The organism is Vibrio sp. Y51_MX_L26 (assembly GCF_024181935.1).
GTDB classification, from domain to species: Bacteria; Pseudomonadota; Gammaproteobacteria; order Enterobacterales; family Vibrionaceae; genus Vibrio; species Vibrio diabolicus.
Map to the genome: position 1 here is coordinate 307,778 of NZ_JAMZAS010000001.1, position 21,902 is coordinate 329,679.

Sequence of the window (21,902 nt, forward strand, 5' to 3'; positions counted from 1 at the left end):
CGTGATAGAACGGCCAAATGACGGTCTGTTAATATATGCTTCTTAAGATGCATATTGATGTTAAATGATGGTCTTATTAGTTCTAAGATGATTAAACTTATCCTTAGCGTATTTCTCTTTTATACCGATTAAGTCGCGGTAGCTTCGATCAAAATAAACGCTTGTCGGAATTGCCGGATCTTTAAAGCTGATGAAGGCACCATAGGTTCCCGGTATATCAGCTTCTCTGGCTTTATCAATCCAGTCCATGGCTCTGTTTACATCAACAAGTACTGGGTTATTTTGTAGTTCTAGTTTTTGCTTTATCTCTTCATTCCACCAGGTTTGGTATTGGACTGTATATTGACACTGGCGGTAGGGGAAAGATATGTCTTCAAGGTCGTCTGAGTGATGATAAAAGCCACCAGTGATCGCACCTAAGGTTACGTAACTAAATAGCCCTTGATCGCGGTTTTCTGGCTTTATCAAAGGTGAAGTTAAGCTTTGCAAAAGTGCAGTATAGCCTTCTGCTTTAAGACCTCGCTCTGACACCAATCGCGAAGTGATTTTGTGAGGTGCTGGGGCGTCATAATCTGGAGGGAAAGGAGAACCGCTTTGACACAAAGAATCGCGCCCCCATGTGCTCATCAGGGAGTGATCGTATTTCTTCCCGTCAAAATCAGTGCCATGTGCTTCATAGACTTGAACTAAATCAGGGGAGCAAGCGCCAAATTGAACGGCTATAAATTGGTCAAGATCTTGCACTGTTCCTTCCCAGTAACCGTACATAGTGCAGTGATGGCTTATTGTGTCGATATCGCAATGGTTAGGTAAATCAGGCAGAGCATCAATTTGCAAGTTGGTGCCGAGAAGTTTAGCCGTATCGAGACTTTTTATAGCCTGTTCCCAATTTTTTAGCACATCTATGGTAGGGTGCGATGGTATTGGCTGAAGCATACCGTTGATTTTTTTGTAAAGGTTCCACTGAAGTTCGAAGCGGTGGATCTCTTTGGGTAAAGGGAATGTTTTTACGCGTAGCTCGGTAACAATGCCATAACTCATGCCTCCGCCGCCTCTTAGTGCCCAAAATAGGTGAGGGTTGGACTCTGCTGAGACTTCTGTGATCGTACCATCACCCAATACCATGGTTGCACTCACTAGGTGCTCACAACACATGCCGTATTTTCGCGTCCAAGGGCCCCATCCTCCGCCTTGAATATAGCCAGTCAACCCAACTGTGGCACAGGTTCCATGTGCAATCATTCGATCATGCTCTGCAAGTTTTGGTGTCAGTTGATAGAAGCGATAGCCAGCACCAATGGTGGCAATATTTTCACACAATTGGAAGGTCTTAATTCTGCTCACGTCAATCAAAATGACGTTGTCACCACTGCATTCACCTGCGTGATCATGCCCTCCTGAGCGAACACGAATCGGGAGACTGAATCGAGTTGCTGTTAGATAGGCTTGCTGAACTTCTTGCGTACGTTCACACATGACAATGACAAAGGGTTGGTGTTGATAGCGAGCATTGAAGATGAGTGACTCGACTTGATATTGGTTCAAACCGGGAACCGGTGAAACCGTGTTTTCAAGTGGTGTCAGTAGTCGCTCTTTAGGAAAACCGCATTTATCCATTTTCTGAATAAACAGTTTGGCATTATTGATTGAGATTGAGTACGCATTAAGTACAGCGAGGCGTTGTATTTGAGGGTTAGGGTGCTGTTCTACCACTTGGTTTTCTTTAGTTCCCTGCATCCATTCTTGTTCCATTATTTTTTCCATTTGGCTTATGTATTGAATAGTTGTTCAAATATTAACTCACATGCATATGTTCGCCATATCAGTTTGGTATCAGTTGTTCTGTACAAATCGCCAAAAGCATCAGCGAGAGAGCAATAATATCTGGTTGATGAAAAGAACGAGCGGCATCTGCGTGACCGTAGATAATTTATGTAGTCAAGTAGATCTGAGCCTAAAGTGATACTGAACTTGAATGACGTGTTATCTACATTGAATGGGTCACTAACGACAATAAATTCAGTTGGAGAACACAATGAAAATGGAATCAAAAGAATCACAAGCAATTTTTACTGCTCATTATCAAATTGGTAACGGCTTACCTGGAGGAGTGAACTTCGATGTTAATCTACTCGTGGCCAGCGAAGACAAATCAATAGTGGGTAAAGGACATATCTTTCAGGCCATTAACCCACCGTTAAATGTGGTGTCTGATCTCAATGGCAGTTTCAACTATCAATGCACGATGCGTGATTGTCATATCATGGTGACGTTGCAGGGCTACCAGCCTTATCTAGGCATTGCTCCTCTAGGAGCAGATCTTCACAACGTAACGCTCAACATCCTACTTAATGATGATTGGAAGTCAGGCGTGGCATTTTATCGATATAAAAATAGTTCAGGTAAATGGATTGAAGTAGCAAATCAACGCGTTACTCTACTTTTACCTGAGCATGTTCCTAGCATCGAAAACTTTAAGGTGGAGCAAAGTGAGCATGCGCCAGCATAAATCTAATCAGCGATGACACTGTGCCAAAACACAGATATTCGATGGTTTCGAATATCTGTGTTTGACGAGGTAAATCGAGCAAACAAGATGATTTGACAGTGCAATTAGTCGACTTTCTTCGTTTATTGAATATTTCATGGTTGAGTAGATGTGAAGAGCCAATGGTCGAGCTCATCAACACTTATTTGAGCCTGGTTCAGTTGATGCTTACGCGCGGCCTGATTGAAGTTTAACAACTCAGAGACGGAGCTGGACTGGTCGAGTAAGGCAAGCATCAGATTCGCTTGTTCAATATAAAAATCACCCCATGGATGCGGATCTTCTCGGGTGAAGTTAGCAAGCTTATCGCGATATTTTCGAAGTAGCGTAGGCTGCTTATACTGCCACGCTACTTGGATTCCTTGTTGGTAAAAGCGTAAATAGTTATGACCAACACAGGTAGATTCTAGCCAAGCCTCACCAGTGCGCAAAGCGGAGAGGGCCGTTGATTCATCGCCACAAACAAGTGCCTTGGTAGATACGAGCCAAGGACCAATAAAATTGTGTAGCTTATTGATATGAACAAGATCTAGAGCCGTGTCGATGTCCGAAAGGGCTTTCTCCTCTTTTCCCTGATACCAGTGCAATCTTGCACTGGACTCCAAAAGAAAAGCGACAAATCGATGAGCATTAAGCTGTTTTGAAAGTTGCAGAGCGGTCGAGATTTCGTTTTCAGCTTGCACCAATACATTACGGTCGAGAAAGATCCATGCTGCCGTAAGCCTGGAAACAATTTCTGCTCGGCGGTTTGCAGTGAGGTAGGCAAGATTCGAGGCATGCTGAGCCTGTTTTAGTGCTTCGTCAGATTGCAGTTGATAGATCATCACTGTTGCCAGCATGTAGCGATTGGCAGTTTCAATCGAAAGCAACTGATGCTCTTCACACAGTTGCAAACACTCGGTTAAGTGCTCGTATGAGCGAGCCATTTTTCCTTGTGCGTAGGCACAATCACCGAGGCCGCCAAGCGATTTTGCTTTCGCGCGAAAACAGTTTGCTCGCTGACTGTAATCTAATGCAAGTAAATGTTCTTTCTCACATTCGTCTAGCTGCCCAGTAGGGAACAGCATATTACCTCTCATCGAGTGGATTTCACACAAAGATTTATTTAACGTCAGCTTTTCGCACAGGGCTTGGGCTTGGTCTAAAATCGACATCGCTTGTACAAAGTTGTCGGTTAAGCGGTAGGGGTTAATGAGGTCTAAATAGTATTGAACACGTTCAGGATCATTTTCTGTGTGATGAACCGCTTGCTCAAGAACCTCAATACTCTCTTTGATGCGTCCCATCGAATACAGGCAGTTTCCTTTCATATTTAGTGCATACGCCATCTGTTCTTTAGGTGACTCTTTAATAGCGTACTCAATAAGAGTTAGTGCTTTTTCAAACTGATAATTACTCAGGTAATGTTTGGCGGTCTGTTCAAGAACAGTAAATACACCTTCGACCTTGGCATGATTAATATGGACGGCATATAAGAATCGATCTCGGTTCTCATACCATTTTGCGCAGGCCATGTGTATTTTGGAACACTGTGACTTGTCTATTTGACGGAAAACAGCATTACAAATCAAATCATGATGGAAAAGGTATTGATCGCCATTGAGTTTTACTAAGCCTGCGTCGACTAACTTATCTGGTACGTAGCCGGGAATTCGAGTGATTTCACGCAGTTGCTCAAGTCGAAAGCACTGCCCCAACACAGAGGCAGTACAGAGTGCTTGGCGATCTTGGTCTGGAAGTTGAGCTAATTGTATCGAAACTAAATGTTCCAATGACTCCGGAACATCTTTATCAAACTGAGAGCAAAGCAGTGTTTGGCGCAAGTATAGAGGATGGCCTTTCGCAAGCTTTATACAGTCATTGATATGTTTATTCTGTTGGCATGTGATTGAGCAAGCTAACTCGTAAGACTCTCCAGATGATAACTCCCTAAGTTCGATTAGATTCACGTTGGCAAACCAAGATTGTTTGGAACTAAGTCGTTTTTGCTGCCTAAACGTCAGAAAGAGCAAAATATTGGTGTTTGTAATATGAGGTAGCAGTGTCTCAAGAAATGCCAACATTACCTCGTCGGCCCAATGGACATCTTCAACAATAATCAAGTGCGGTTTGCTGGTCTGCCGTTGTTGAATTAAGAAAGGGATAGATTGCTCTATCGTTTGTTTCAGCGTTTGGAACTCCATTAAGTTCAGCAACTGCTTTTCTGATTCGTTGAGTGTTACCCCCATTAACCAATAAAGGCAGAGGTGGAAAGAAGAGGGAATTGATGACTCGACAGTTTGCTGACGAATAGAATCATCGGTATCTTCACGAGTAAATGAACAAATTGCCCGAGTGAATATATTTTGAGGGGACAAGAGATCAGCACTGCCATGATTCAGGATTTGAATCTCTGTGGTTAAACACGAAGAACGATTCAAAGACGCAATGACCTGGTTGAGTAGGCTGGTCTTTCCTATCCCTGCGGTACCAGTAATACAATACGTTTGGCCTGCTTCTTGTTTTTGCCATCGCTTGATTCCGCTATTCAATGTTTCTAGTTCAAGTTTACGCCCTACAAAACAGTCAGTATGGCTTTTGTGTAAGGATACAAGATGCCAGTTGTTGAAGTCTGGCTCTCCTGTTAGAAACGGTTTTATTGGTCTGGCACAATTGGACGAGATAAAGCAAGGACAAGCAGCTATTTCTCCCCAAGGGATTTTAACTAGGATTTCATTGATTGGGGTTATCGCATTCGGATGTTCCAATAGCTCAGTGACTCGATGTTTGTATTTCACATTGATAAAAGACCGAATCGAAGCCGAAAGAGTAACCTGTAATTGAAGGGCTAGTTGTCGAATTCGTTCAAAAACATATTCGTCCGATTCCTGTATAGACCAAGTAAGAACAAACGTCCGGTTTTGTATTATGGGTGTAGTGTTTTGGCTGAAAAGTAATGTTTGCAGAGTCTTTGCGGTCAAATCACACTTTGCTTCGATTGCAAAAATAAAAAAATATGGTGGTGATGAAGGCACATTTGTAAGTAATGGTTCTGAGGCGCGATCTATTAAGAGGTCCTCTACGGGGACAGAAAAGTATTCCGCGAGATTGGATGCGGTACGATACAGCACATTCGCCCCAGACTCTGCTCGCTTTATGGAAGCAATAGATACGACAAAACCCTGTTGAAAGCATTCTTCCGCCAGTCTTTCTTGGCTCAGTCCTAATTTCTTTCTCAGTTCTTTGAGTCGTAATACGTTGAGTGGAATTCTTCCATCCCTATTTGCCATATTTCACTCCGTTGTAACGTATAGCTTTTCCCAGTAAACCTGAATCGATTGGATATGTTGAGTGAATAAGTTTTTCTTATTTCACTACATATAATACTAGTAGTTAAAATGTTATATACGAAAATGAAATGGGCATTTTAATCTTCAAACTACCTTAATTCATTGTTGTATTAGTGGTGTTTTTGTTATTAATAATTTTGATAATTATTGTTGTGAATTCATGTTTTTCTTAATAAGTTTTTTGAAATATCTTTAAATGTATGTCTTTTAAAAGATTGCACACCTTCAACTTATATTAGATTATATTAAACCTTAACAATTAAATTCTTTAATTTTAAAGATATAAATTGACAATTTTATTTTTAGTGTTTTTTTATTTCTATTCTGGCGAGTTAAGTTTTTCTAGTCTATAAATTAAACATCGGCACTTTCTAAATACATCGGCACTTTCTAAATAACTGCCGATAAAAATAATTTTAATTTTAATATTGTAAATAGTTGGCTTTATACAATGGATATTGGCTTTTTCTGCCTGTTAAAAGGATTTCATATTACACCACACTTGAATGCCGCGCTTACCTCTATCAAGGTGACTGCGTGGCTGCCACATGTCAAACGATCTTGTTATCGAGGGGATTGGCAAGCGCTTGCTTTAGAAGAATCCTATCGAAAGGCCTATTACCCTAACTATTTACTACTCTCTGAATTTCCAGAATTGGAACTGTTTTTATCTCAATTTTTCTGCCCAATTTTGTCAGTACGGTTTATGAAATTAGATCCGTGAGCTCAGATATTATAACGCCGAGCTTATGGCGTATGTTTTTCTCAAGTACAGGCGTGTTTACATCATTAACTACTGCTACAGCGGCAATTGAGGTTCATGAATTATGCAAAAGGGCTCACCTATAGAATTCTACCAGCAACGTCCTCAATCTCGTGAGACGGTCGGTGTTGAAGAAGTGCAGCAACAAACTCAACAGTTTGGTTTTGCTGAACCCGAAATGGATGAGCTGCTTAAGTACTCATTACGGACTCAACTTGAGGCTATGCTCCAAAACCAACTCAGCACGGCTGAACGCCAACGGCAACTGAAAGAGAGTTTCGCTGCGGCAGTTGAGCTCGTATTGAAGGAGACGAAAGTTGAGCACCTAACACTGGTGCAAGCCTTTCAGAGCATGTATGGCAACGCTTGCCAATCTCTTTCTCTGGCTAAACTCACCCAAGAGGAACTGACCCGACAGTACATTTCCACATCTGGGCTGGTGATGTCTCCACTTAACTGTAAACACACCATCAAAGATGTGTACCGAATTAAAGGCTTTGCGTGTGGTACAAACAAAGCTATCCAACAAATGCTTGCCAACAAGCCACAGGTTAAAGTGCTTTATCCAGCTTGCGGCCCCTTTGCACCATTGCTGCTGCCTTTACTTGCTCACTACAAACAAAGTGATCGGATTAGCGCAGAGCAGCTTCAGGTGACATTAGTAGATATTCACCCCGGAGCGATTAAAGCACTCAATCAATTGATCGCGGATCTTGATATCGCAGACTACATTGAAGCCTTAGTGGAAGAAGATGCTACCCAATTTTCGCCAACTCAAACGTTTGATCTCCTGATACTTGAAGCGATGCAGCATGGATTTAGTCGGGAAGGGTTCTTCAGCATCGCGAAACATTTGGTTCAATATTTACATATTCAAGGCGAAATGATCCCCAAGCAGGTATCTGTGCGCGCCATGATGGTCATCGGGGAGACGGAATTTAATCAACAATGGAAAAAAGCAGAGTATGCACATTCCAACCATTGCCAACCGGAAGCGATAGATGATCGAATTGATCTGGGAGAAATTCTTAACGTCAATAAAGCCATGTTGCTCAAAAGCGAGATTTTTGAGCTAGATGGTGGAATAAAAATGCTGCAAGGCAACACCGTTGAGCTGCCGAAAGATGTGCCAGATATGGCAAAACGTATCCTGGCCATTTACAGCCATATCGATACTTACGGAGATGCCATGGTCGGACAATACGACTCCGGCATTACCCATCCTAAACCCGACATGACTTTTTATGTGGATGCCAAGCCCAAAGCTGTTGAACACCATTACTTCGAAGCGAGGGGAGGGGATAAGGTCAGTTTCTATTATCAGTTAACCGGATTGCCAGGTTTTGTCGCCACCCATGGATGATTTCTATATGCAGCAAAAATACGTCGTTTTTACAGGAAGTTGTTACGCCTTGCCCATCATTCAGTTGTTGGCACAACAGCATAAATTGGCGGGCGTGGTAGTACCGGAAGGAGAACTAAATCCTGACTTACAGCAGCTACAGAGCTATCTGAGCGCTCAATCGATTCATATTGCTCAGTATACCGCCAATGACAGCGGTGCTTTGATGGCGCAACTCGATGCTTGGCGAGTCACGGATGGCGTCATCTATTTGTTCAGGCACATAGCTCATTCCTCGCTGTGTCAGTTTTTCAACGGAAACTTGTACAACATTCATCCGGGAAAGCTGCCCGAGTATCGAGGCCCGATGCCTCTCTATTGGCAATTAAGAGACGGTTTAGACACCTTTAGCCTCACCCTGCATCGTCTTGAGGCATCGGCTGATTCCGGCGCTATAGGAATGGAGTTAGAGGTACCATTTCACCCGTTTGAGACCTTAACCAGTGCTCAGCAAAAAGCGTCACAAATGACGGCTAAGCTGATGTATGACTTCCTCATCGCGCAACAAAAGCAAGGGCTGGTTTGGCGTGAGCAAGTATCAAACCCCAACGAAGTGGCACGAGCAGTAAACCAACATGATCTGCACATTCGTTGGAACGTGCAAACGAGTCGCGAAATCGTCAATTTAGTGCGAGCAGGCAATCATAACTTCGGTGGTGCGATGTTGAGCTTGCCAAATGGTGTCGCCAATGTTTTGCAAGCAAGCGCAATGGAGACTTCTTTAGTCGGTGTTGAGGCGGGGAGCATTCTCGAGATCAGCCCACAGCATGGGTTACAAGTGAAAACGTTAGATAGCGCCATATCAATAGATGTTATTGCTACACAGCAAGGCGTGTTTTCGGGTTATCGCTACGCGCAAATGGCTGGGCTGGACGCTGGGATGTCATTGCTTCAGCACGCTTCAGCCTGCGAGTAAAGATTACGTTATGGGTTGGTTTTAACTTAAGTGTATACGTTAAAAGGAAGAACAGTATGGCTACAGAACCGTATCTTGGGACACTAACCGCATTTGGCGGCAATTTTGCAATTAGAAATTGGGCAATGTGCTCGGGGCAAATGCAGGCAATTGAAGATAATCCAGCACTCTTCTCTCTAGTTAGCACTCTATACGGAGGTGACGCCCGAACTACCTTTGGTTTACCTGATTTGCGTGGCCGCAGTCCAGTTGGTGTAGGCACACGACCTGGGGGGATGGATTATCATCAGGGAGAAAGATTGGGTACTGAACTGGTAACTATTGATATAACCCAAATGCCAACACACTTACATACGGCAATTTTTACCCCTCTTGGCACTGCTGCACCTGTAACAGGCAGGATGCAGGTTGCTACCAATGCTGCAAATACACAGGTACCCGATAGTAATTCGTATATAGCGCAAAACTCTACCCCTGGGTTCTATAAACCGACGTTTCAGCAACCAGATTTGACTGACATCGAAGGCTTAAGTGTGTCTGGTGGTGGCTCGGAAGGAGGTACTGTAACTGTGACTGAAACAGGCGGTTCAGCGCCACTTAATATTTTGAGCCCGGTATTGCCGATTAATTGGTTAATTGCCACTGCGGGAGTATACCCACCACGCAGCTAATCAACCAAGAAAGAATTGGCTGAAACTTTCGCTAATCCTTTCCTATAAAAAAATTAAACATTTAAGTTGATTATGATAACCCGGCTATGTTGATAAGGCCGTCATCTTCAGGAGAGGAAAATGAGATTACGTCGTCAGGTAGCGATCGCAATTACAACAGCATGGGTGTCCTCAGCGTTTTTTTCCGGTGAAGCCTGGGCCGCACAGCAAACGATTAACTACTCTAATGGTTCAGGTTCCAATTTTAGTGAGGTGGAGACAGGCGTCACTGGGGGTATGCCCTCGGTCACTCTTACCAATGCAGGTGCTGTGTCTATGGTATTAGATGCCGGCAATAGCACTGATAGCACTCCGTTTACTGGCCTAAATGACCTCGGGTTTGTAGCTGGTGTTTTTTTCTCAAATACCATGATTAATGAGTTCAACAATCGTGGCTTCCGCTTTTTTGAGAGATCAAGTACTAACTTCAGTTTCGACGAAATTACCTTTATGCAGGGGTCGGCCCGAGACTCAGATAAAACGTATCAACTTGTGTTAACTGGCTTCTCTAATAATACTCAAACAGTGACCGAAACTGTCACCTTGCCAAAAGGTGGTGAAGCAAACTCAGGGTTACAGGATTTGTTTACCCTGACCCGTGGTACAGACTTTACTGATTCTGCATGGCAGGACGTTGATACAGTGACTATGGCGTTTACCCGAAGTCCGGGTGCTGACTCTCGTTATCTTATTAAAAGTATCAAGATTGATGACGCTGCGGTTTCAGACTCAACCGCGCCTACTTTTGTCAGTGCGAGCTCAACCCCCACTGATGATGCAACCAATGTTTCTGTTAGCAACAACATCGAGATTGCCTTTGATGAGAATATTGAGCTGAAGAACGGCAATATTACCATTCGTAATGTTACAGACAGCCGCGATTTTGAAGTATTTAATGTTGCCACCGAAAGTGATGGCACAACAACTTCACCAGGCGCTGGCCGCATCAGTGTTACCAACGATAAAGTTTATTTAAACCCAACCAGTGATCTGATAGGAAACCGGACTTACGCCATTCATATTGAATCCAGTGCCGTGGCTGACACCGCAAATAATAACTTTGCTGGGATCAGCGATGATGCCACATTTAACTTTACTACAGTCGATACCACGCCAAATGCGCCATCTACACCTGATTTAGATGCTAGCTCGGATACCGGATCATTAAATACTGATAATATTACCAGTGACACTACTCCAACGTTTAGTGGGATTTCTGAGAGTGGATCGATCGTTACTTTATACAGTGATCAAGTCGGTGGAGGTGCAACGGTTATTGGCACAGGCACTGCTAATGGAGGAAACTGGCAGATAACAACCAATGAGTTGGCGTCTGGTATTACACATGCAATAAGTGCTAAAGCGTCTGATAGCGATGATAATGTTAGCTCGGCATCCAACGCGTTAAGTGTCACCATTGATACAGTAGCACCATCCGTAGTGAGCATTACCACGCCGATTGAGGCTGACAGTATCGTCAACGCTGCAGAAGACAACGATGTGCTTATCGCTGGCTCCGGCGCGGAAGCAGGCAACAGCGTGACCGTGACTATCACAGACAATAACAGCTCTGTCAGTCGTACGGTGACGGCCGACAACTCAGGCAACTGGACGCTGAGCGGCAGCGAGCTGGATATCAGTGGCCTGAACAATGGTACCCTGACTGTGTCTGCAACCCAAGCTGATATAGCAGGTAATATCTCCACCGCAGCCACACAGAGCATTACCCTGGACAATGCTGGCCCATCAGCAGTGACCATCACCACGCCGATTGAAACCGATGGTATTGTCAATGCAGTTGAAGATAACGATGTGTTGATTGCTGGATCCGGCGCGGAAGCAGGTAACAGCGTGACCGTGACCATCACGGACAATAATAGCTTTGTCAGTCGTACGGTGACGGCCGACAACTCAGGCAACTGGACGTTGAGCGGCAGCGAGCTTGATGTAAGTGCGTTTAACAATGGCACCCTGACGGTGTCTGCAACCCAAGCAGATATAGCAGGTAATACTTCCACCGCCGCCACCCAGAGCATTACCCTGGATAACGCCGCACCATCAGCTGTGACCATCACCACGCCGATTGAAACTGATGGCATCGTCAATGCGGCAGAAGACAACGACGTGCTGATTGCTGGCTCCGGCGCGGAAGCAGGCAATAGCGTGACCGTGACCATCACGGACTACAGCAATTATGCCAGTCGTACGGTGACGGCCGACAATACCGGGGCTTGGACGACTATTGGCAGTGAGTTTGATGTAAGTGCGTTTAACAACGGCACCCTGACGGTCGCGGCTAGCCAGAGCGATGCTGCGGGCAACACCTCCAGTGCAGCTAGCAAAACATTTACGTTAGATAACGTGCAGCCAACTGTTTCTTTGAGCAGTTCAGACCTCGATTTGATCTCTGGCGAAACGGCGAGTATCACGTTCACCTTAAGTGAGTCATCAAGTGACTTTGCTGAGTCAGATGTCACCGTCACTGGCGGCAGTTTGTCCAACTTTGCGGGCAGCGGTAGCAGTTACACGGCGACCTTTACACCAACGGAAGAGAGTGTGGCGAGCGGCACCATTGATGTTTCCACCGACACATTTACCGATGCCTCTGGTAACAGCAATAGTGCAGCAACACCACTTTCCATCAGCGTCGATACTATGCTTCCAACCGTCAGTATCACTAGCTCCAGTGCTGCGCTGAAAGCGGGTGAAACGGTAACACTCACGTTTTCCTTGAGTGAAGCCGCAACTGATTTTGCCGAAGACGATGTGACCGTTGCTGGCGGAACTCTTTCTAACTTTGCGGGCAGTGGCGCCAGTTACACGGCTACCTTTACACCTGCAGAAGAAAGCACTGAGGATGCAACTATTAATGTTGCAGCAGAGCAATTTAGCGACGCTGCAGGTAACCTCAATACCGCAGCGACTCAGTTGTTGATCTCAGTGGATACGGGGATCCCGACTGGACATAGCATCAGCATTGATCAGGAGAGCATTAACAAAACCAACGAACAGGCGATGAGCTTTACCTTCGCAGCAGCTGAAGTGAACGCGATGTTCACTTATCGTGTTACCGACGGTACCACGACCATTGACGGCGCTAGTCAAACAATCTCCTCGGAGACCATGCAAGTAACGGGCATTGACGTCACTGGTTTGCAAGAGGGGACGTTGACAGTAAGCGTGGTGGTAACCGATGCCGCAGGCAACGCATCTGATGTAGTGACGGATACCGTGACTAAACGCTACGATGTCGCGCCAACGGCAGTTGATGATAGCTTCTCGACTGAGGAAGATACGGCGAAACAGTTTGATCTGTTAGCCAACGATTCCGATATAAATGATGACATAGTCGCTTCTTCTGCAACAGTTAAAACACAACCAATTAAAGGTCAGGTGTCGATCAGCAACGGCGTTGTTACCTATACGCCAAATAGTAATGAGACAGGCACGGATAGCTTTACCTATACCGTGAAAGATGCCTTGTTACAGGAGTCACAAGACGCGACAGTAACCGTCACTATCAGGGCTATAAATGATGCGCCAGTCGCGAAAGAGCTGACCATTAACACTGACGAAGATACCGCAAGCGCAGCAGTCACCGCGCGTAGTCAAGCGAAGGATGTTGAAGATGGCATCCCAATGGGTGATTTAGCGTTAGTTAGTTTGCCTCAAAAAGGACAAGTCGCCATTGATCAAACTGTAGGCACTTTTGTATATACGCCGAATGCGAATGAAAATGGTAGCGACAGTTTTACTTACACGATCGCAGACAGTGAAGGCGGCGTTTCTCTTGCGGCCACGGTCAGCGTCAATATCGGTTCCGTCAATGACTCACCAGTGGCGGAGGCAGACAGTTTTACCTTTGATGAAGATGTCACATCGATACTCGATGTTTTAAGTAACGACAGTGATATTGAAGATGGGTCATTCACCGCGAGTAGTATTACCCTGCAAGATCTTGGTCAAGGAGAGGGGGGATACAGTTTTGCCTCGGTCAGTGTTAATGCCGATGGGACCCTAAAGATTGTGCCAACAGCGAACGTCAATGGTCAACATAGCTTTACCTACACGTTAACCGATAGTGGTCAGGCAGTCTCCGTGCCAGCAACCGTCACGCTCAATATTACGCCAGTGAATGATGCCCCCGTTGCTGTTGATAACAGTGCACAACTACTGGAGGGAGGCTCCTTTGAAGTCAACGTATTAGGCAATGATAGTGATGCCGATGCTGGAGACAGTTTTGAACTCACTAGTGTCACAGTCGTCGATACGCCAGCATATGGCAGTGTGAACGTGACGGCGTCAGGAGCGATTGTTTACAACCCCAATGAGAACTACTTCGGTGAAGACAGCTTCACCTATACGGTGGCAGACTTAGCAGGTGCTGTATCTAACGTCGCAACAGTGACCATGACGGTAACACCAGTCAACGACGCACCAATGGCGCAAGCACAGTCACAAACGCTTGATGAAGACAATAGTTTGGTGATCACGCTGGTTGGTTCAGATATTGATAACGATGATGACACTCTGCAGTATCTTATCACTGAGCAAGTCAGTCATGGCGTGCTAGAGCAGTTGACCAATAATGGTTGGCGCTATACACCAGAAGCGAACTTCAATGGCTCCGACTTCTTCTTGTTCAAGGTCAACGACGGTGATCTAGACTCGACAGAGGTTCGTGTCGATTTGACGGTTAATCCAGTCAACGATACACCAACCGCGACCGATATCAGTGCTACGGGAGAGGAAGAGATACCGCTGACCATTACTTTAAATGGTAACGATGCAGAAGGCTCATCTTTGAGCTATCAAATTGTAACATCGCCAGTCAACGGTAATGTTACCGTCACAGGCAATCACGCGGTTTATACGGGTAACAGTAACTTCTTTGGTCAGGACAGTTTCACTTACAACGTAAGTGACGGAGAACTTACCTCTGGAGTGGCGTTAGTGACCATCACGGTGAATAACGTTAATGACTCGCCAGTGATTACGGGTACCCCATCGGCGCAAGTTGATGAAGATAGTGTGTATCAGTTTGTGCCCGCGGCATTGGACGATGACCCAGCGGATACTCTGACCTACTTGATAGCTAACAAGCCACCTTGGGCTACATTTGACAAGACAACAGGAGCACTTTCTGGCACGCCAAGTAACAGTGATGTGGGGACTTATTCAGATATCGTGATTAGCGTATCCGACGGCAAAATTTCTTCCTCATTGTCAGCGTTTTCGATTACTGTGAATAACGTGAATGATGCACCCGTTATATCTGGCTCACCAGCAACACAAGTGAATGAAGACAGCACCTATCTGTTCACGCCACAAGTGTCAGATGTTGACAGCCAAGCCTTCACCTTCAGTATCGTGAACAAGCCATCTTGGGCTAGCTTTGATGCATCAACAGGCACGCTTAGTGGTACACCAGATAATGGTGATGTTGGCAAATATCAGGGCATTGTTATCTCGGTTTCTGATGGTCTCACGACCACAATGCTCAATAGATTCAGTATTGTTGTTAACAATATCAATGACGCTCCAGTGATCAGTGGCACTCCTGCTCTTACTGTCAACGAAGGCAGTACGTATCGCTTTGCGCTGCAGGCATCGGATGTTGATAGTAGTAGCTTGAGCTTTTCAATCCGCAATAAACCATCATGGGCAACCTTTGATAGAGCTACTGGGTTGCTAAGTGGTACGCCGGAAAATGAGCATGTTGGCAGCACCAATAATATTGTTATTAGTGTCTCTGACGGTGAGCTAAGCGCTTCTCTAGCAGCGTTTAGCATCACGGTAATCAACGTCAATGATGAACCAATGGCAGTTAATGATACCTATGTCTTTACCGAGAGTAACGATGGTAGCTACTTATTGGATGTACTCAGCAACGACAGCGATATTGATCTAGACACATTACAACTGGAATGGGTTAAACCTACATCTGGAACGGCAACGATTGTGGGCAGTCAAATCCAATTGGTAACGACCTCAATTGGTACAGTGACAGTGCAATACAGTGTGAAAGATGGTAATGGTGGAAAGGCCACCGCGAAAGCAATCGTGACAATTAAAAGTGCGAAATTGGACGCACCAACAATAACCGCACCTTCAGATATCGAAGTGAACGCAAGTTCGCTCTTTACTAAAGTTGCATTAGGCTCTGCCGTGGCCCGAGATAGTACAGGCAAGCTATTACCTGTTTCATTGGTCGACAGCACGACCTTCTTCCGACCTGGAACTAATACGGTCTATTGGCGTACTCAAGACTCTGATGGAAACGTCGCTGAGGCTAGTCAAACGGTAACAGTGTATCCACTGATAAGTATCTCCAAAGATGCGCAAACCACGGAAGGCACCAACCATAGCGTAACGATACACCTTAACGGCCCTTCGCCGAGTTACCCAGTAGTCGTACCTTACACGGTTTCAGGAAGCACAGACAGTGATGACCACACACTCACCTCTGGCGAAGTGGTGATAACTAGTGGTACCGAAGGCAAACTTTCGTTCGAACTACTTAATGATGGACAAAGTGAAGGCGTTGAAACCTTAGTGATTGATTTGGACAGCACCCTTAATCTAGGTAGTAAGAGTCGTTACACCTTGACAATCTTTGAAGAGAATGTGGCTCCGAAGGTCTCGGTAAGTGTATCTCAGGCGGGGGAGCAGCGGAGCCAAATTGAAAATGGTGTTGAACCGGTCACAATCACAAGCAGTGTTAATGATGCAAATATGTCAGATATACACAGTTTCAGATGGAGTAGTGATAGCGATGTACTTAACCAAGCGATTGCGGGGCAGATGTACAGCGAAACATTGACTTTCTCTCCGCAATTACTGAGTTCAGCGATTTACAATTTGCAATTGACAGTTACTGACAATGGCACTCCGCCATTATCAGTGACACGGAATGTCTATTTAGAAGTGGTACAAACATTGGCGGAGCTCGGAAGTGAAGATAGTGATGGCGACTTAATCCCGGATGATCAAGAAGGTCATAATGATAGTGATGGTGATGGCATTCCTGACTATCTTGACGCAATTTCTGACTGTAACGTAATTCAACAGGTTGTGTCAGAAAAAGATCGCTTCCTCATTGAGGGGCAGCCAGGTGTCTGTTTACGCAAAGGAATAACCATTCTGACTAACACAACAGGAGGAGCTTTATTGCTAGATGAGGAGCTTCCTAAAGATATCAACATGAAGAGCATAGGTGGAATCTTTGATTTTGTAGTAACTAATTTGCCGCTGCCCGGTCAAAGCTATCAATTAGTTTTGCCTCAGCGTTTACCTGTTCCAGCAAATGCAGTGTACCGAAAGTATAACGCTGAACAGGGGTGGATAGACTTTATTGAGGATGCTCAAAACACAGTTTCTTCTAGTGCTGGCGAGGCTGGTTATTGTCCGCCACCAGGGCACAGTTCATGGTCACAGGGTCTGACTGAAGGTGACTGGTGTGTACAACTTACCATTGAAGACGGTGGTCCGAACGATGATGACGGATTGGCTAATGGCAGTGTCGTTGACCCTGGCGTCGTTGCCGCTCGTGTAAACAATAATGCACTCCCTCAAGCGATTGACGACAATGCGTTTGTTAGTCTCAATGGTACGGTGACGCTCGATGTATTGAGCAATGATACCGATGCTGATGGTGATGGGCTGAAGGTAAGTCGCGCTTCTGTAGATATTGGTAGTGTTAGTGTGGTTGATAACAAACTAAGTTATGTCACTCAACCACAGTACTACGGGGAGGCTTTGATCACTTATAGCGTAACGGATGGTAATGGTGGAACGGGATCGGCGAAGGTGACGGTAAATGTGGTAAACAGTCAGAATCCGAATGCGGTGGACGATAATATTACCACCGATGATCGTACCCCTGTCACGGTTTATGTCCTTGCTAACGATACCGATCCGGATAACGACACATTGAAGTTGGTTTCAGTCCAAGCGCAGTATGGGCAGGCGGTCATGAATGCAGATCAGAGCGTGACCTATACCCCTACCTCAGGGTTTGAAGGCAATGATGTGTTGACATATATCATTCAAGATAGACAAGGCCTGCAAGACACAGGGAAAGTTATAGTGACAGTTAAGTTGGTAAGAGATGTAAAGGTTGAAAATACTTCAGCAGGATCATTGGGTGGCATGGTGTTGATGCTTTTGATTTTGTTAGGAGCCATGAAACGTTATGGAAGAAACAGTGCTCTAGCACTAATTGCTGTGTTTAGTTTTAGTAGTCAAGCGGGTTGGTATGTTGATGTTCAAATGGGGTCAAGCCATGCAGATGAGCGTGATGCTGTTAAAGGTGATAACGTAATCTCTACTGACAACACCGGGCTCTACCGTTCTATCGGGTTTGGATATGCTTTTTCTGAGCAATGGTCAGGAACTATCCGTTATATTGATATGGGTGAAGGTAGTGCAACATTGCGTAGTGCTACTACTTCACCAGAAGACTATCACGTTAGTGTCGCATCTATAGCACCACTCCTTGTTAAGGGCATAGGCTTCGACATCGGTTATAAGTTCTGGCAATACAATTCATGGTCCGCAAAACTGAGTTTGGGGGGCTTGTTCTGGGATACCGATATTGAAAGTACGTATCAAGGCAGCAAGATAACGACGGAAGTGGATGGTTTTGATGGATATATTGGTGCAGAAGTTGGCTACAACCTCTCAGATAATTGGGAGATCGGTGTCCAAGGCGCTCGTTATTTTTTACATGAAAATGATGTTGATATAATTGCGCTACAACTTCGTTATTTTTTTGAGCCGTTATCAGTGTATTAATTTATGGTTTGGTATTTTTCGATAATTTGTATCCCAAGTGATCATGAAGCGGTATGGTAAATTACTGGAGATTAATGCGTGATTGTGCTCTTTATTATGTAGATCAATAGTCCATGAAAAATCCTTAATTATCTTGAGGTCTTTTCTTCTTTAACATCTAGGGAAAGATAGTGATTGATAGAGTGTTAAGCAGAACTTACTATCCGTTCGATATTAGAAAAATAAGGTTCATTGAATACTAGATGTGAACTTAAAAGAAGATGATTTACGTAATAGTGTTGTTGGGGGCGCTGAAAATGTCAGCGTGATACGTCGCTTTACTTTGAACCTAGTACGTTTACAGTCGAAGAAATATAGTTTTGGGGCTGAAGCAAACCAAGCGGGTTATAGCGACACAATTCGTAGTAAACCCTTATTGAGTTGAAAAGCGTTCCAAGCTCGCAGTTGCTCTGACTCTGCTGGTGATAACACGACGATAAATTGATACCTATCAAAACGATAATTTTATATCTGCTTTAATCCAATACTGATTGAATAATATCAAATGCTTTTTCTATTTTTTGGGTAGGGATAATGCCAAACCCAAATAAGAGGGCATTAGAATGATTGTTGATAGAAAAATGCGATGATGGGTAAACCGCTACATTGGATGAAGCAAGCTTATTCATCATTTGTGTCGCGCATCCCGATACTTCAGCTGCTATATGCAATCCACCTTGGCTTGGAATACGTTGTAAGCAATCTATGTTGTCAATTAATTGAGTGAGTTTATGATACCTTTCGCTATAGATTTTATTCATATTGAGTAAATGGTGAGAGAAATGACCGTCACGCATGAATTCGTCAAGTAGGATTTGAGACACCACAGATGTACTTCTTCCCAAGTGCCATAACATATTTGAAATTGGCTCTATTAAAGACTTTGGTGGAATCATATATCCAATGCGTATGCCGGGAAATAGTATTTTAGAGAAACTGCCTATCATTATGACGCAGTCATTTTTGTCTTGTGACTTGAGAGCTTGCTTACTGGTATTGAGATAGTGATATTCCGCATCATAATCATCTTCGATAATGATTGCGTTATTAACTTCTGCCCATCTCAGCAGTTCTAACTTCCTTTCAACTGAGTAGCTAAAGCCTAAAGGGAACTGATGACTAGGCGTTGTATAAATAATTTTGGTATTAGAAGGGATTGATTCAACGACAACGCCTTGGTCGTCCATCGGCACGGTGCCTATTTGCGCGCCAAGTAATCGAGCTTGATTTCGAAAAACAGGATATCCTGGATCTTCCGTCGACACGAGATCCCCGGGAGAGAGTAATGTAAGGAGAGTCGTCATTATTGCCTGCTGGCACCCTTGCGTAATGATGATGTCTTCAGGATCACAGATTACGCCTCTCGAATGTCTTACATACTCGCAGATAGACTCTCGTAAACAAGCTAGTCCTTGCAAATCACCACCATGTGCAAACTCTGGAGTTAATGCATTGAGCCTACTCAGTCTTGAGTGTCGCCAAATATGCTTTGCTATTCTCTGATGATCAGGAACGCCCAAAGTGAAGTCATAGTCTAGATTCTTCGGTGTGATGATCTCTGGCTTTTTCGCTGCGTTAGTGCCAAACACCCCTAGTTGGTAGTGTTTTATTGGTCTCTTATCTTGATTCACCGTTTGTTCTAGAGCATTACTTACGTACGTGCCAGACCCTGCTTTTTTTACTATCCACCCCTCGAACTGAAGTCGCTCATACACCGAAATGACAGTGTTTCTTGCTATGCCTAACTTTTTTGACAACATGCGAGTCGACGGTAATCTCTCATTTGAGCGTAATCTGCCTTCTAATATCCCTTGGTATATCTCGGAATAAAGCTGTTGGCTGGTGACTTTTCCAGTTTCGAAGTGTAGTGAAAATGGCATCGTTTTCTCTGTAGACGTTGAAAAATGGTTCTAAAGCGTTGTGAGGATGTGGATCTGTATATACCAAGTATATCTACCTAGTATACCGTTATCTTGGTATGGAGAAAGCGCATTTGCGTACACTATTTCCTCATTTTGCAAACGGATGTTACTTACATTCGTATCTAATCGGCCTACCTATCAACGGTGATCAGGTTTAAACCTGTTTATATCGCACTAAAAATTTGAAGACACAGTGTTATTCATCGGGGGTTAACGATTGGAGTTATTCAAGTCAGGATTACTTTTATATAAAAAGCTAAAAGCCTTGGAATAAACTAGAAATTAATTATAAGTGAAAATTAAAAATTGAGGGTTCAATGAAATTAAACAATGCCTTGGTGGCTATTTTATCGCTCACGTCTTTCGTCACGTTTGCGAAAACGGAGTTAACGGTTAGCAGTCAATTAAAGAGCGTAGTTGATGAATGTGCTAAAGGATTAATGAACGAATACGATATTCCGGGGTTGGCTATTGCAGTAACGATTGATGGTAAGCGTTATTTTTACAATTACGGTTTCGCTGACGAAAGTAAGGGGAGTTTAGTCACTAACGACACTATTTTTGAACTCGGCTCTATCAGTAAAACTTTTGCCGCTACTTTGACTGGGTACGCCCAAGAAAAAGGTAAGTTGAACATGGATGACAAGGTCAAAGATTATATTCCAGAATTAGAAAATAGTGTCCTGGGTAATACCAAACTAGTGCATGTCGCAACCTACACTGCAGGTGGTCTACCATTGCAATTCCCTAGCGAAGTAACGAACGACGCTGAAATGATGCAGTACTACAAAACGTGGAAACCGGAGTACGAAGCCGGTACGAAGAGGAAGTACTCAAACCCTAGTATTGGTCTATTTGGCTACATCGGTGCCTTGAGTATGAAGTCAGACTATACGGAAATGATGGAAACCGTCATCCTACCTGAGCTCGGTATGACCAATACGTTTGTCGATGTACCAAAGGATAAGCTTAACAACTATGCTTTTGGTTATAGTTCTGAGGGAAAACCCGTTAGAGTTAATCCAGGTATTCTTGATGCACAAGCCTATGGTATTAAATCAACAAGCTTAGATATGCTTCAATATATCGAAGCAAATATGGGTCAAGCGCAACTTAATACGGATATAGAAAATGCGCTAGAGCGAACTCATACTAAGTATTTTGATACCGACACGTTTACACAAGCCGTAGGGTGGGAAGGTTATGATTACCCCGTTTCACTTTCGCAATTATTGAAGGGTAACTCCAGCGACGTAATTCTCAACGCTAAACCAGTTCAAGCAAGTGAATCCGGTACTCTCGGTCGTGACGTTTGGTATAACAAAACGGGCTCAACAGGTGGCTTTGGGGCATATGTTGCGTATGTACCCTCTGAAAAAATAGGCATAGTGATTCTGGCGAATAAAAACTACCCTAATGTAGAAAGAGTAGAGGCTGCTTATAATATTATTAGCTCGGTGGTGAAGTAAATTTTAGT

At 44.2% G+C, this 21,902-nt stretch carries 9 protein-coding genes; 6 read left to right on the forward strand and 3 right to left on the reverse strand.

Annotation, left to right across the window (positions count from 1 at the left end; all coding sequences use genetic code 11):
• Positions 1 to 60: 60 nt before the first annotated feature.
• Entirely contained in the window at positions 61 to 1,752 is a 1,692-nt protein-coding gene (locus tag NL645_RS01340; RefSeq protein ID WP_253651018.1) for an FAD-binding oxidoreductase, read from the reverse strand.
• Positions 1,753 to 2,035: 283 nt separating this feature from the next.
• Here NL645_RS01340 and NL645_RS01345 point away from each other — a divergent pair, with 283 nt between their 5' ends.
• Positions 2,036 to 2,509: a DUF1842 domain-containing protein gene (locus NL645_RS01345; protein WP_253651019.1), complete on the forward strand. Its 474-nt coding sequence runs from the start codon at positions 2,036 to 2,038 to the stop codon at positions 2,507 to 2,509.
• A 134-nt stretch (positions 2,510 to 2,643) separates the two neighbouring features.
• On the opposite strand, the gene NL645_RS01350 is transcribed toward NL645_RS01345, so the two are convergent.
• On the reverse strand, positions 2,644 to 5,325 hold the full coding sequence (locus tag NL645_RS01350) for an AAA family ATPase (RefSeq protein ID WP_253651020.1): 2,682 nt from the start codon (positions 5,323 to 5,325) through the stop codon (positions 2,644 to 2,646).
• Between the two features lie 1,379 nt (positions 5,326 to 6,704).
• Between NL645_RS01350 and NL645_RS01355 the strand changes: the two genes are divergently transcribed.
• From NL645_RS01355 to NL645_RS01370, 4 genes are all read left to right on the forward strand, one after another.
• Complete coding sequence (locus NL645_RS01355; protein ID WP_253651021.1) at positions 6,705 to 8,003, forward strand: hypothetical protein; 1,299 nt, start codon at positions 6,705 to 6,707, stop codon at positions 8,001 to 8,003.
• A 7-nt stretch (positions 8,004 to 8,010) separates the two neighbouring features.
• A complete protein-coding gene (locus NL645_RS01360; RefSeq protein WP_253651022.1) occupies positions 8,011 to 8,958 on the forward strand; it encodes a formyltransferase family protein in 948 nt (315 codons plus the stop codon).
• Between the two features lie 56 nt (positions 8,959 to 9,014).
• Complete coding sequence (locus tag NL645_RS01365) at positions 9,015 to 9,629, forward strand: phage tail protein (RefSeq protein ID WP_301339000.1); 615 nt, start codon at positions 9,015 to 9,017, stop codon at positions 9,627 to 9,629.
• A gap of 120 nt (positions 9,630 to 9,749) precedes the next feature.
• On the forward strand, positions 9,750 to 18,464 hold the full coding sequence (locus NL645_RS01370) for an Ig-like domain-containing protein (RefSeq protein ID WP_253651024.1): 8,715 nt from the start codon (positions 9,750 to 9,752) through the stop codon (positions 18,462 to 18,464).
• Positions 18,465 to 18,979: 515 nt separating this feature from the next.
• Here the strand turns inward: NL645_RS01370 and NL645_RS01375 are convergent.
• A complete protein-coding gene (locus tag NL645_RS01375) occupies positions 18,980 to 20,383 on the reverse strand; it encodes a PLP-dependent aminotransferase family protein (protein WP_253651025.1) in 1,404 nt (467 codons plus the stop codon).
• 359 nt (positions 20,384 to 20,742) lie between these two features.
• Here NL645_RS01375 and ampC point away from each other — a divergent pair, with 359 nt between their 5' ends.
• Positions 20,743 to 21,894: a class C beta-lactamase gene (ampC, locus tag NL645_RS01380; RefSeq protein ID WP_199804274.1), complete on the forward strand. Its 1,152-nt coding sequence runs from the start codon at positions 20,743 to 20,745 to the stop codon at positions 21,892 to 21,894.
• Positions 21,895 to 21,902: the final 8 nt, after the last annotated feature.

Coding starts and splice junctions, on each gene's coding strand:
- NL645_RS01340 (WP_253651018.1), bottom strand. CDS start 1,752: ATGGAACAAGAATGGATGCAGGGAACTAAAGAAAACCAAGTGGTAGAA.
- NL645_RS01345 (WP_253651019.1), top strand. CDS start 2,036: ATGAAAATGGAATCAAAAGAATCACAAGCAATTTTTACTGCTCATTAT.
- NL645_RS01355 (WP_253651021.1), top strand. CDS start 6,705: ATGCAAAAGGGCTCACCTATAGAATTCTACCAGCAACGTCCTCAATCT.
- NL645_RS01360 (WP_253651022.1), top strand. CDS start 8,011: ATGCAGCAAAAATACGTCGTTTTTACAGGAAGTTGTTACGCCTTGCCC.
- NL645_RS01365 (WP_301339000.1), top strand. CDS start 9,015: ATGGCTACAGAACCGTATCTTGGGACACTAACCGCATTTGGCGGCAAT.
- NL645_RS01370 (WP_253651024.1), top strand. CDS start 9,750: ATGAGATTACGTCGTCAGGTAGCGATCGCAATTACAACAGCATGGGTG.
- NL645_RS01375 (WP_253651025.1), bottom strand. CDS start 20,383: ATGCCATTTTCACTACACTTCGAAACTGGAAAAGTCACCAGCCAACAG.
- ampC (WP_199804274.1), top strand. CDS start 20,743: ATGAAATTAAACAATGCCTTGGTGGCTATTTTATCGCTCACGTCTTTC.